This is a genomic window from Fulvimonas sp. R45 (assembly GCF_030504985.1).
Taxonomy (GTDB): domain Bacteria; phylum Pseudomonadota; class Gammaproteobacteria; order Xanthomonadales; family Rhodanobacteraceae; genus Rhodanobacter_A.
Genome location: NZ_JASERU010000011.1, coordinates 63,810 through 77,035, shown reverse-complemented (window position 1 = coordinate 77,035; position 13,226 = coordinate 63,810). Strand labels below are relative to the sequence as shown.

General features: G+C 69.6%; 8 protein-coding genes. 4 read left to right on the top strand and 4 right to left on the bottom strand.

Annotated elements, in window-relative coordinates:
• Positions 1–165: 165 nt before the first annotated feature.
• From acs to QMK61_RS11425, 4 genes are all read left to right on the top strand, one after another.
• Positions 166–2,106, top strand: coding sequence for an acetate--CoA ligase (gene acs, locus QMK61_RS11440; protein ID WP_302072337.1), 1,941 nt, complete (start codon positions 166–168; stop codon positions 2,104–2,106).
• A gap of 105 nt (positions 2,107–2,211) precedes the next feature.
• Positions 2,212–2,883 (top strand): response regulator transcription factor, encoded by a 672-nt coding sequence (locus QMK61_RS11435; RefSeq protein ID WP_302072336.1) that lies wholly within the window; start codon positions 2,212–2,214, stop codon positions 2,881–2,883.
• A 207-nt stretch (positions 2,884–3,090) separates the two neighbouring features.
• Positions 3,091–7,785: a glutamate synthase-related protein gene (locus QMK61_RS11430; protein WP_302072335.1), complete on the top strand. Its 4,695-nt coding sequence runs from the start codon at positions 3,091–3,093 to the stop codon at positions 7,783–7,785.
• Positions 7,786–7,796: 11 nt separating this feature from the next.
• Positions 7,797–9,260 carry a glutamate synthase subunit beta gene (locus QMK61_RS11425; RefSeq protein WP_302072334.1) on the top strand — a complete coding sequence of 488 codons (1,464 nt, stop codon included), beginning with the start codon at positions 7,797–7,799 and terminating at the stop codon, positions 9,258–9,260.
• A 349-nt stretch (positions 9,261–9,609) separates the two neighbouring features.
• On the opposite strand, the gene QMK61_RS11420 is transcribed toward QMK61_RS11425, so the two are convergent.
• Genes QMK61_RS11420 through narH form a run of 4 tightly spaced genes read right to left on the bottom strand, consistent with a single transcriptional unit; the run spans position 9,610 to position 13,217 of the window.
• Entirely contained in the window at positions 9,610–10,326 is a 717-nt protein-coding gene (locus tag QMK61_RS11420; protein ID WP_302072333.1) for a peptidylprolyl isomerase, read from the bottom strand.
• Complete coding sequence (narI, locus tag QMK61_RS11415; RefSeq protein ID WP_302072332.1) at positions 10,323–11,030, bottom strand: respiratory nitrate reductase subunit gamma; 708 nt, start codon at positions 11,028–11,030, stop codon at positions 10,323–10,325. The genes QMK61_RS11420 and narI overlap by 4 nt, the downstream gene beginning before the upstream one ends.
• 28 nt (positions 11,031–11,058) lie before the next feature.
• Complete coding sequence (narJ, locus tag QMK61_RS11410; protein ID WP_302072331.1) at positions 11,059–11,676, bottom strand: nitrate reductase molybdenum cofactor assembly chaperone; 618 nt, start codon at positions 11,674–11,676, stop codon at positions 11,059–11,061.
• Entirely contained in the window at positions 11,676–13,217 is a 1,542-nt protein-coding gene (gene narH, locus QMK61_RS11405) for a nitrate reductase subunit beta (protein WP_302072330.1), read from the bottom strand. The genes narJ and narH overlap by 1 nt, the downstream gene beginning before the upstream one ends.
• Positions 13,218–13,226: the final 9 nt, after the last annotated feature.

Sequence of the window (13,226 nt, the reverse complement as noted above, 5' to 3'; positions counted from 1 at the left end):
CGCCACGCGCGGCGCGCGCCTATTGGCCGATGGTCGAGACTCGACCAAAGTCGAAACGGCCGTGCTGCGCGGTCCGCCGGGCAGCCGCTACACTCGACCGACACGCCCGGTTCCGCCACGCCGCGCCGATGCGCGCCGCCCATCATCCGCCAGCAGGAGGCAAGCATGTCCACGATCCATCCGGTCGATCCCGCGTTCGCCGCCAGGGCGCGCATCCGCAAGGACGACTACGAGCGGCTGTACGCCGAGTCGGTGAAGGATCCCGAAGGCTTCTGGGCCAGGGTGGGCGAGCGGCTGGACTGGGCCAGGAAGCCGACGAAGATCAAGGACGTCTCCTTCGACCCGAAGAACCTGCACATCCGCTGGTACGAGGACGGCACGCTCAACGTGGCCGCGAACTGCCTCGACCGTCACCTGCAGGAACGCGGCGACAAGGTGGCGATCATCTTCGAGGGCGACGATCCTTCCGAGTCGCGCAAGCTCACCTACCGCGAACTGCACGCCGAGGTGTGCAAGTTCGCCAACACGCTGAAGCATCTGGGCGTGGCCAAGGGCGACCGCGTGGCGATCTACATGCCGATGATCCCCGAGGCGGCGGTGGCGATGCTGGCCTGCGCGCGCATCGGCGCAGTGCACTCGGTGGTGTTCGGCGGCTTCTCGCCCGATTCGCTGGCCGGGCGCATCGCCGACTCCGCCTGCAAGCTGGTGGTGACCGCCGACGAAGGCGTGCGTGGCGGCCGGAAGATCCCGCTCAAGGCGAACGTGGACGAGGCGCTCAAGCGCCCCGGCACCAACAGCGTGGAGACCGTGGTGGTGGTGCGCCGCACCGGCAGCGCGGTGCCGATGCAGTCGCCGCGCGACCGCTGGTACCACAATCTGATGGACGGCCAGAGCGCCGACTGCCCGGCCGAGCCGATGGAAGCCGAGCACCCGCTGTTCATCCTGTACACCTCCGGCTCCACCGGCAAGCCCAAGGGCGTGCTGCACACCTCGGCCGGCTACCTCGTCTACACCAGCTACACCCACGAGTGCGTGTTCGACCTGCGCGAGGACGACGTCTACTGGTGCACCGCCGACGTGGGCTGGGTCACCGGCCACAGCTACGTGGTGTACGGCCCGCTGGCCAACGGCGCCACCACTGTGATGTTCGACGGCGTGCCGAACTACCCCGACTTCAGCCGCTTCTGGCAGGTGGTGGACAAGCACAAGGTCACCCTGTTCTACACTGCGCCCACCGCGATCCGCGCGCTGATGCGCGAGGGCGAGGCGCCGGTGAAGCAGGCCTCGCGCGCCTCGCTGCGCGTGCTCGGCACGGTGGGCGAGCCGATCAACCCCGAGGCCTGGGAGTGGTACCACCGTGTGGTGGGCGACAGCCGCCGGCCGATCGTGGACACCTGGTGGCAGACCGAGACCGGCGGCATCCTGATCACCCCGCTGCCCGGCGCCATCGACGCCAAGCCCGGTTCCGCCACCCGCCCATTCTTCGGCATCAAGCCCGCCATCGTCGACGCCAACGGCGAGGTGCAGGAAGGCGTGGCCGAGGGCAACCTGCTGCTCACCGATTCCTGGCCCGGCCAGATGCGCACGGTGTATGGCGACCACCAGCGCTTCATCGAGACCTACTTCAGCGCCTACCCCGGCAACTACTTCACCGGCGACGGCGCGCGCCGCGACGAGGATGGCTACTACTGGATCACCGGCCGCGTCGACGACGTGATCAACGTCAGCGGCCACCGCATCGGCACCGCCGAGGTGGAAAGCGCGCTGGTGGCGCACCCCAAGGTGGCCGAGGCCGCCGTGGTGGGCTGCCCGCACGAGATCAAGGGCCAGGGCATCTACGCCTACGTCACCCTGGTCGCCGGCGAAACCGGCAGCGACGCGCTGAAGAAGGAACTGGTGGCCTGGGTGCGCAAGGAGATCGGCCCGATCGCCACGCCCGACTACATCCAGTGGGCGCCCGGCCTGCCCAAGACCCGCTCGGGCAAGATCATGCGCCGCATCCTGCGCAAGATCGGCGAGAACCAGCCTGACCAGCTCGGCGACATCACCACCCTGGCCGACCCCAGCGTGGTGAAGAGCCTGGTCGAGGAGCGGCTGATCAAATGACGCGGCGGGGAACGGGGCATGGGGAACAAAGGCAGGGAGCGAACCGCTTCCGGCGAAGCGATCTCCGCATGTTCCCCGTTCCCCGTTTCCCCACGTCCAAGCCCCATGCCTGACGTCCTGATCGCCGACGACCACCCGCTGTTCCGCGACGCGCTGCAGCGCGCGGTGCTGGGCGCCCTGCCACAGGCGCGCGTGCACTGCGCCGATGGCGTGCACAGCCTGCTCGGCCTGATCGAGCAGTACCCCGACGCCGACCTGCTGCTGCTCGACCTGCACATGCCCGGCGCGCGCGGCTATTCGGCACTGGCGCACATCCGCGGCCAGTACCCGGGACTGCCGATCATCGTGGTCTCCGGCCACGAGGAAGCCGCGGTGGCGCGTCGCGCGCTGGCCCACGGCGCGGCGGCCTACATCCCCAAGTCCACCGACGGCGTGCACATCGCCGAGGCGATCCGCCAGGTGCTGGACGGCGACACCTGGCTGCCGCCGCAGCTGCTCGGCGGCCACCTGGCCCTGCAGCCGGACGAGGCCGACGCGGCCGCGCGCGTCGCCAGCCTCACCCCGCAGCAGTTCCGCGTGCTCACCATGACCGCCGAGGGCCTGCTCAACAAGCAGATCGCCTGGGACCTGGGCGTCTCCGAGGCCACCGTGAAGGCCCACATGACCGCGATCATGCGCAAGCTGGGCGTGAACAACCGCACCCAGGTGGCCCTGCTGGCCAGCCAGCTGGCGCTGGACCAGGACGCCGTGCCGCCGCTGCCCGCGGACGAGGACTGACGCCTTCCGAAGGCATCCGAAAGCCGGCGCAGGACGGCGACGCCACGGCCGCCACCAAGCGCAAGTACAGGCAAGCCCGCGTCGCCCTTCCGGACTGATGGACGTCCATACGTCTGGACTTCCGTTCCGGTGCTTGCCTTTTTGCTGCGCCGCACTATAGTCAAACGACCAACCGCAGCATCCGCACGTCCCTTCGGGAGGGAGACGATGGACCAACCGCGCGCGCAGGGGCTCTACGATCCCCGTCACGAACACGACGCCTGTGGCGTGGGTTTCGTCGCCCACATCAAGGGCCGCAAGAGCCACGCGATCATCCAGCAGGGGCTGGCGATCCTGCGCAACCTGGACCACCGCGGCGCGGTGGGCGCCGACCCGCTGATGGGCGACGGCGCCGGCATCCTGATCCAGATCCCCGACCGGCTGTACCGCGAGGAGATGGCGCTGCAGGGCGTGACCCTGCCGCCGCCCGGCGAGTACGGCGTGGGCATGGTGTTCCTGCCCAAGGAAGAGGCCTCGCGCCAGGCCTGCGAGCAGGAGCTGGAGCGCAAGGTGCGCGCCGAGGGCCAGGTGCTGCTCGGCTGGCGCGACGTGCCGGTGGACGGCGAGATGCCGATGTCGCCGGCGGTGAAGGAACGCGAGCCGGTGATCCGCCAGGTGTTCATCGGCCGCGGTCCGGACGTGATGGTGCCCGACGCGCTGGAGCGCAAGCTCTACGTGATCCGCAAGACCGCCAGCCACGCCATCCGCGCCCTGAGCTTCAAGCACGGCAAGGAATACTTCGTGCCCTCGATGTCCACGCGCACCGTGGTCTACAAGGGCCTGCTGCTGGCCGGCCAGGTGGGCCGCTATTACCGCGACCTGGCCGACCCGCGCACGGTGTCCGCGCTGGCGCTGGTGCACCAGCGCTTCTCCACCAACACCTTCCCCGCGTGGGAGCTGGCGCATCCCTACCGCATGGTCGCGCACAACGGCGAGATCAACACGGTCAAGGGCAACGTGAACTGGCTCAACGCGCGCACCGGCGCGATCGCCTCGCCGGTGCTGGGTGAGGACCTGCCCAAGCTGTGGCCGCTGATCTACCCTGGCCAGAGCGACACCGCTTCGTTCGACAACTGCCTGGAGCTGCTGACCATGGCCGGCTACCCGCTGGCCCAGGCGATGATGATGATGATCCCCGAGGCGTGGGAACGGCACGCGCTGATGGACGACAGCCACCGCGCGTTCTACGAGTACCACGCCGCGCTGATGGAGCCGTGGGACGGCCCCGCCGCGATCGCCTTCACCGACGGCCGCCAGGTCGGCGCCACGCTGGACCGCAACGGCCTGCGCCCGGCGCGCTACCTGGTCACCGACGACGACCTGGTGATCCTCGCCTCCGAGGCCGGCGTGCTGCCGGTGCCGGAGGCCAGCATCGTGAAGAAGTGGCGCCTGCAGCCGGGCAAGATGCTGCTGATCGACATGGAGGCCGGGCGCATCATCGACGACAAGGAGCTGAAGGACCAGCTGGCCAACGCGCGGCCGTACAAGCAGTGGATCGAGCGCATCCGCATCAAGCTCGACGACCTGCCCGACGCGCCGCCGGAATCGCGCGCCATCGACCGCCTGCTCGACCGCCAGCAGGCCTTCGGCTACACCCAGGAAGACCTCAAGTTCCAGCTGCTGCCGATGGCGCAGTCCGGCGAGGAGGCGATCGGCTCGATGGGCAACGACGCGCCGCTGGCGGTGCTGTCGGACCAGGACAAGTCGCTGTACAGCTACTTCCGCCAGCTGTTCGCGCAGGTCACCAACCCGTCGATCGACCCGATCCGCGAGCAGCTGGTGATGTCGCTGGTGTCCTTCATTGGCCCCAAGCCCAACCTGCTCGACATCAACAACATCAACCCGCCGTTGCGCCTGGAGGTGCAGCAGCCGGTGCTGGGCTTCGCCGAGATGGCGAAGATCCGCAAGATCGGCCGCTACTCCAAGGGCAAGTTCCGCAGCCACACGCTGGACATCACCTACCCCGCCACGTGGGGCAAGGCCGGCATCGAGGCGCGCCTGGCCTCGCTGTGCGCCCAGGCGGTGGACGCGATCCGCCAGGGCCACAACATCCTGGTGGTGTCCGACCGCCACGCCGACCGCGAACGGGTGGCGATCCCCGCCCTGCTGGCCACCTCGGCGGTGCATCTGCACCTGGTCGAGCGCGGCCTGCGCACCAGCACCGGCCTGGTGGTGGAAACCGGCTCGGCGCGCGAGGTGCACCACTTCGCCCTGCTCGCCGGCTACGGCGCCGAGGCGGTGCACCCGTACCTGGCGATGGAGACGCTGGCGCAGCACTACGCCGGCGCGCCGGGCGGCATCACGCCGGAGAAGGCCATCGCCCACTTCGTCAAGGCGATCGACAAGGGCCTGCAGAAGGTGATGTCCAAGATGGGCATCTCCACCTACATGTCCTACACCGGCGCGCAGATCTTCGAGGCGGTGGGCCTGAACCGCGAGCTGGTGGACCGCTACTTCACCGGCACCACCAGCACCATCGAGGGCATCGGCCTGTTCGAGCTGGCCGAGGAAGCGCTGCGCCAGCACGCCGCCGCCTACGGCGACGACCCGGTGCTGGCCGGCTCCCTGGCCGACGGCGGCGACTACGCCTGGCGCGTGCGCGGCGAGCAGCACCTGTGGACGCCGGACGCCATCGCCAAGCTGCAGCACGCCACCCGCGCCAACAGCGCGGCCACCTACGAGGAATACGCGCGCCTCATCAACGAGCAGGACCGCCGCCACATGACGCTGCGCGGCCTGTTCGAGTTCCGCGCCGACCCCGCCGCGGCGATCCCGCTGGACGAGGTGGAACCGGCGAAGGAGATCGTGAAGCGCTTCGCCACCGGCGCCATGTCGCTGGGCTCGATCTCCACCGAGGCGCACGCCACGCTGGCGGTGGCGATGAACCGCATCGGCGGCAAGTCCAACACCGGCGAGGGCGGCGAGGACCCGGCTCGCTACCAGAACGAGCTGCGCGGCGTCGGCATCCAGCCGGGCGACACGCTGGCCGGCATCCTCGGCAGGGACCGCATCGAGCGCGACATCGAGCTGCAGGCTGGCGATTCGCTGCGCTCGCGCATCAAGCAGGTGGCCTCGGGGCGCTTCGGCGTCACCGCCGCCTACCTGGTCTCGGCCGACCAGATCCAGATCAAGGTCTCGCAGGGCGCCAAGCCCGGCGAGGGCGGCCAGCTGCCCGGCCACAAGGTGTCCGAGTACATCGCGCAGCTGCGCTTCTCGGTGCCCGGCGTGGGCCTGATCTCGCCGCCGCCGCACCACGACATCTACTCGATCGAGGACCTGGCCCAGCTCATCCACGACCTGAAGAGCTGCAACCCGCAGGCCTCGATCTCGGTGAAGCTGGTGTCCGAGGTGGGCGTGGGCACGGTGGCCGCGGGCGTGGCCAAGTGCAAGGCCGACCACGTGGTGATCGCCGGCCACGACGGCGGCACCGGCGCCTCGCCGTGGTCGTCGATCAAGCACGCCGGCACACCGTGGGAGCTGGGCCTGGCCGAGACCCAGCAGACCCTGGTGCTGAACCGCCTGCGCGGCCGCATCCGGGTGCAGGCCGACGGCCAGATGAAGACCGGCCGCGACGTGGTGATCGGCGCCCTGCTCGGCGCCGACGAGTTCGGCTTCGCCACCGCGCCGCTGGTGGTGGAAGGCTGCATCATGATGCGCAAGTGCCACCTCAACACCTGCCCGGTGGGCGTGGCCACGCAGGACCCGGTGCTGCGCCGCCGCTTCGCCGGCAAGCCCGAGCACGTGGTGAACTTCTTCTTCTTCGTCGCCGAGGAAGCGCGCCGTATCATGGCGCAGCTCGGCATCCGCCGCTTCGACGACCTGGTCGGCCGCGCCGACCTGCTCGACATGCGCGCCGGCGTGGCGCACTGGAAGGCGAAGGGACTGGATTTCTCGCGCGTGTTCCACCGCCCCGACGTGCCGGCCGACGTCGCCTGGCGCCATGTCGACGCGCAGGATCACGGCCTCGGCCACGCGCTCGACCACGTGCTGATCGAGAAGGCAAAGCCGGCGCTGGAGCGCGGCGAGAAGACCCGCTTCATCGTCGACGTGCGCAACGTCGACCGCAGCGTGGGCAGCATGCTGTCGGGCGAACTGGCGCGCCGCCACGGCCACGAGGGCCTGCCCGACGACACCATCCACGTGCAGCTGGACGGCACCGCGGGGCAGAGCTTCGGCGCCTTCCTCGCGCGCGGCATCACGCTGGACCTGGTCGGCCAGGGCAACGACTACGTGGGCAAGGGCCTGTCCGGCGGCCGCCTCGTGGTGCGCTCGCCGAACGACTTCCACGGCTTCGGCCCCGAGCACATCATCGTGGGCAACACCGTGCTGTACGGCGCCATCGACGGCGAGGCGTACTTCAACGGCGTGGCCGGCGAGCGCTTCGCGGTGCGCAACTCCGGCGCGCGTGCGGTGGTGGAAGGCGTGGGCGACCACGGCTGCGAGTACATGACCGGCGGCACCGTGGTGGTGCTGGGCGAGACCGGGCGCAACTTCGCCGCCGGCATGTCCGGCGGCGTGGCCTACGTGTACGACCCGCACGGCGCGTTCGAGCGCCGCTGCAACCTGGCGATGGTGGCGCTGGAGCCGGTGCTGTCCGGCGTGGAGCAGGAACTGCGCGTGCCGCGCCACCACTGGCACGTGCCCGCGCGCGATGGTGCGCCGGCCACCGACGAGGCGATCCTGCGCCAGCTGCTGGAGGCGCACTTCCGCCACACCGGCAGCTTCCGCGCCAAGGAGATCCTGCACGACTGGCGCGTGGCGCGCGCGCGCTTCGTCAAGGTGATGCCGAACGAGTACAAACGCGCGCTGATCGAGGCGAAGAGCGACGCCGTGCTGGAATCCACCGAGAAGGCCACCGCCTGAGGAGCACTGAGATGGGCAAGATCACCGGCTTCCTCGACCACCCGCGCCAGCACGAGACCAGCGAGGCGCCCGCGCAGCGCAAGCGACACTGGCACGAGTTCGTGCGCCAGCTCGACGACCAGGCCGCGCAGCTGCAGGCGGCACGCTGCATGGACTGCGGCATCCCGTTCTGCCACAACGGCTGCCCGGTCAACAACATCATCCCCGACTTCAACGACCTGGTTTACCGGCAGGACTGGAAGCGCGCGCTGGACGTGCTGCATTCCACCAACAACTTCCCCGAGTTCACCGGGCGGATCTGCCCGGCGCCGTGCGAGGCGGCCTGCACGCTCAACATCAACAGCGATGCGGTGGGCATCAAGTCGATCGAGCACAAGATCATCGACCGCGGCTGGGAAGAAGGCTGGGTGGTGCCGCAGCCGCCGGCGCACAAGACCGGCAAGCGCGTGGCGGTGGTCGGTTCCGGCCCCGCGGGCCTCGCCGCCGCGCAGCAGCTGGCGCGCGCCGGGCACGCGGTCACCGTGTTCGAGAAGAACGACCGCGTGGGCGGCCTGCTGCGCTACGGCATCCCCGACTTCAAGCTGGAGAAGTCGCACATCGACCGGCGCGTCGAGCAGATGCGCGGCGAGGGCGTGGATTTCCGCACCGGCGTGTTCGTGGGCAACCCGCACGACGCGGCTGCGTACGGCCCGCTGGAAACGGTGACGCCGGCCCAGCTCCGGCGCGAGTTCGACGCGGTGGTGATCGCCGGCGGCGCGGAGACCCCGCGCGACCTGCCGGTGCCGGGCCGCGAACTGGACGGCGTGCACTTCGCGATGGACTTCCTGCCGCAGCAGAACCGGGTCAACGCCGGCGACGCCCTCGACGGGCAGATCCACGCCGGCGGCAAGCACGTGGTGGTGATCGGCGGTGGCGACACCGGCTCGGATTGCGTGGGCACTTCCAATCGCCATGGTGCCAAGGCCGTCACCCAGTTCGAGCTGCTGCCACAGCCGCCCGAGCAGGAGAACAAGCCGCTGGTGTGGCCGTACTGGCCGATCCGCCTGCGCACCTCCAGCTCGCACGAGGAAGGCTGCCAGCGCGACTGGTCGGTGGCGACCAAGCGCTTCAACGACGACGGCAAGGGCCGCGTGAAGAGCCTCACCGCCGTCCGCCTGCAGTGGCAGGACGGCAGGATGGCCGAGGTGCCGGGCAGCGAGTTCGAGGTCCGCGCCGAGCTGGTGCTGCTGGCGATGGGCTTCGTCTCGCCGGTGCAGAAGGTGCTGGATGCCTTCGGCGTGGAACGCGACGCGCGCGGCAACGCCCGGGCATCCACCGATGGCGACGACGGCTACCGCACCAGCGTCGACAAGGTGTTCGCCGCCGGCGACATGCGCCGCGGGCAGTCGCTGGTGGTGTGGGCGATCCGCGAGGGGCGCCAGTGCGCGCGGGCGGTGGACGCGTACCTGATGGGGCGTTCCACGCTGCCGCGCTGAGTGCGCGAAGCATATGCTCCTCAATTCCGGCGCAGGCCCACGGCTATCCGGAATATTTCCGCTGCCGGATGAACTCCTTCCCCTGCGTGCAGGGGGAGGTTGGGAGGGGGTCACGCTTTGGCTTTCAAGCCAAGAGCACCCCTCCCCAATCCTCCCCTGCACGCAGGGGAGGGCGCCTTTTGCCCCGCCCTTGAGGCAGACGGGCCGTCTTCGCCACGCTCCGTTGCCGATCTTTGGCGCAAGCTTTCCACCGACATCAACAACTATTCCGGACAGCATTGGACGCAGGCTGGAATGACGGTGAAGTAGCCCTGACCGTTCCGGTCTCTGCAGTGGCGAGGGCAACGCCTTATTGCACCAGTGGCGAGGCGGCGGCTTCCAGTTCCACGCCCTCCAGCTCGGCCTGGCCGGCCAGCACGCGCACGTACTGGCCCAGCGCCTTGCGCTCGGCGGCGGCATGCAGCTCGCGCGCCACGCGTCCGGCCACCGCCTCGAACGGCAGCGGTTCGCCGGGGATGCGCCGGTCCACCGCCACGATGTGGAACCCGTAGCGGGTGTTCACCAGTTTCGGCAGCACGCCGAGTTCGTGGCCTGCGAAGATCGCCTGCTCGAATTCCGGCACGGTGGCGCCGCGCTGCAGCTGGCCGAGCTGGCCACCCTGCGCGCCGGAGGGGCAGTTGGACTTCTCGCGGGCGCGGGCTTCGAACCGTTCCGGCTGCAGGCGCAGTTCCTGCAGCATCGCCTCGGCCACCGCGCGGATCGCCGGCACCGGCGTGCCGGGCGTCACCTGGAACAGGATGTGCCGCGCATGCACCCGTTCGCCGCTGCGGTAGCGTTCCGGGTGGGCGTCGTACCAGCGGCGGCATTCTTCCGGCGTGGGCTCGGGCACACGTACCTCGCGCGCCAGCAATTGCTCGATCGCCTCGCTGCCAGCTGCCGCGTCGGCGCCTTCGTCCAGCAAGCCCAGTTCCCGCGCGCGCTGACGCAGCAGCTCGTGCACCGCGGCCAGCTCGTCGCTGGGCCAGTCGCCGGTGTCCACGGCGATGCCGTTGACGCGCACGCTCACGGGCGCACCATCCGCTTGCGCGTGCGCACCAGCTGGTAGGGACGGAACAGGTAGGCCACGCTGGCCATGCCGCTCCAGATGTGCACCATGCGGGTGAACGGCGAGACCAGGAAGATGCTGAAGCCGAGCAGGATGTGCAGCTGGTACACCCACGGCACGCCCTGCAGCAGCGCGGCGCCGCCGCCGTGGAAGTAGACGATGCCCTGCACGTAGCGGCTGAGCACCTCGAAGGTGGCGCCGTCCATGTGCTGGGCCGACATCGGCACGGTGGCCAGCCCCAGCAGCAACTGGAACCACAGCATCAGCACGATGGCGATGTCCCACCGGCGGCTGTTGCGGCGCACGCGCGGGTCGCCCAACCGGCGCCCGATCAGCAGGCTCAGCCCGATGATCGCCACGAGGCCGGCGAGCCCGCCGGCGACCATCGCCAGCCACTGGTGCTGGCCCGGGCTGAGCAGCCAGCCGATCGCCCATTCGGGGATCAGGAAGCCGGCGAAGTGGCCCAGCACCACCACCAGGATGCCGTAGTGGAACAGGTTGGAGCCCCAGCGCAGCGTCTTCGCGCGCAGGATCTGCGAGGAGTCGCTCTTCCACGAGTACGGCTCGCGGTCGTAGCGGATCAGGCTGCCGAGCAGCAGCACGGTGAGGCAGAGGTACGGGTAGATGCCGAACAGGAACTGGTTCCAGGCGGGTGAGAGGGTCATGGCAGGCACTCCTGGACGGAAGCGGTGGTCACGGCGCGGCCTCGGCGGGCGGTTCGAAGGCGGGACGTTCTTCCCAGCTCGTGTCGATGTCTTCCGGTGGCGGCACCGGCGCGTGCGGGTCGAGGCCTTCCTCGCCGGCCAGCGCCAGCAGCGCGGCGGGTACCGCGGCGTAGCGGCTGCCGCGTTTGACGAGCGCGTTGCCCAGCTTGCGCAGCACGTGGGCGCATTCGCCCAGCAGCTCGGGCGTTTCCGCGGGCTCGCAGCAGCTCAGGTATTCCAGCAGCACCGGCAGGTGGTCGGGCAGTTCGTGGCCGCGCTGTTCCAGCCCGATCCGCCGGTAGCGCTCGCGCAGTTCCAGCATCGCCGAGCCGCGTTCGCGGCCGTCGCCGTGCACGTGCTCGAACAGGTTGAGCGAGGTGGAGCGGCCGTGGTCGAACAGCTCGACGTAGCGCGCCTCGGCATCGAGCAGTTCGCCCTGCCCCAGCTCCCTGGTCAGCGCCAGCAACTCGTCGCGCCGTTGCGCGTCGAGTCCGTGTGCGGCGCGCAGCGCGTCGGCGATTTCCGGCAGCGCGGCACGCAGTTCCGCGTCGGGATAGGCCAGCAAGGCGGCCAGCGCGCGCAAGGTGGTGGCGTGTTCGCTGGCCATCAGGTGTCGTCGTCGATCATGCGGATGGGGATCATCTTGCGCCGGCCCATCTTGCCGCCGAACAGGCCGGCCTTGGCGTCGATGCCGTCGCAGCCATTGCCGAAGGTGAAGCCGCAGCCGCCGCGCAGCTGGTAGGCGTTCTCGGCTTCCTCGCGGTGCGCGGTGGGGATCACGAAGCGGTCCTCGTAGTTGGCGATGGCGAGGTAGCGGTGCATGGCCTCGGCGGTGGCCTCGTCCAGGCCCACCGCGGCCAGCATCGCCGGATCCTGCGGCTGGCCGAGCTGGCGCGCGCGGAACCAGGCCCGCATCGCCAGCATGCGCTTCAGCGCTCCGGTCACCGGCGCCTCGTTGCCGGCGGTGAGCAGGTTGGCGAGGTAGCGCACCGGGATGCGCAGCGAATCCACGTCGGGCAGGCCGTGGTCGGTGCTGTCGATGGCGCCGGCGTTGGCGTGCGCCTGGATCGGCGACAGCGGCGGCACGTACCACACCATCGGCAGGGTGCGGTACTCGGGGTGCAGCGGGAAGGCAATCTTCCACTCCACCGCCATCTTGTAGGTGGGCGAATGCTTCGCCGACTCGATCCACTCGGCCGGCACGCCGTCGGCCAGCGCCTGGCGCTGCACGTCCGGGTCGTGCGGGTCGAGGAACACGTCGAGCTGGGCCTGGTACAGGTCGTGCGGGTTCTCGGTGGCGGCGGCCTCGCCGATGCGGTCGGCGTCGTACAGCAGCACGCCGAGATAGCGGATGCGGCCCACGCAGGTTTCCGAGCACACCGTGGGCAGGCCGGCCTCGATGCGCGGGTAGCAGAAGGTGCACTTCTCCGCCTTGCCGCTGGTCCAGTTGTAGTAGATCTTCTTGTACGGGCAGCCGGAGACGCACATGCGCCAGCCGCGGCACTTGTCCTGGTCGATCAGCACGATGCCGTCCTCCTCGCGCTTGTAGATCGAGCCGGACGGGCACGAGGCCACGCAGGTGGGGTTGAGGCAGTGCTCGCACAGCCGCGGCAGGTACATCATGAAAGTGTTTTCGAACTGGCCGTAGATGTCCTTCTGCACCGCCTCGAAGTTGTAGTCGGCGCTGCGCTTGCTGAACTCGCCGCCGAGGATCTCCTCCCAGTTCGGCCCCCACTCCACCTTGTCCATGGTGCGGCCGGAGACCAGCGAGATCGGCCGCGCTACCGGGGCGGTGGGCAGCTCCGGCGCGGTCTGCAGGTTCTCGTAGTCGAAGGTGAACGGCTCGTAGTAATCGTCGATCTGCGGCATGTGCGGGTTGGAGAACAGCTTGGCCAGCACGGCGAGCCGCCCGCCCTGCTTCGGCACCAGCTTGCCGTTCGGCTTGCGTACCCAGCCGCTGTGCCAGCGTTCCTGGTTCTCCCAGTCCTTCGGGTAGCCGATGCCGGGCTTGGTTTCCACGTTGTTGAACCACGCGTATTCCATGCCCTTGCGCGAGGTCCACACGTTCTTGCAGGTGACCGAGCAGGTGTGGCAGCCGATGCACTTGTCGAGGTTCAGCACCATCGCGATCTGTGCGCGGACTTTCATGGGTCTGCT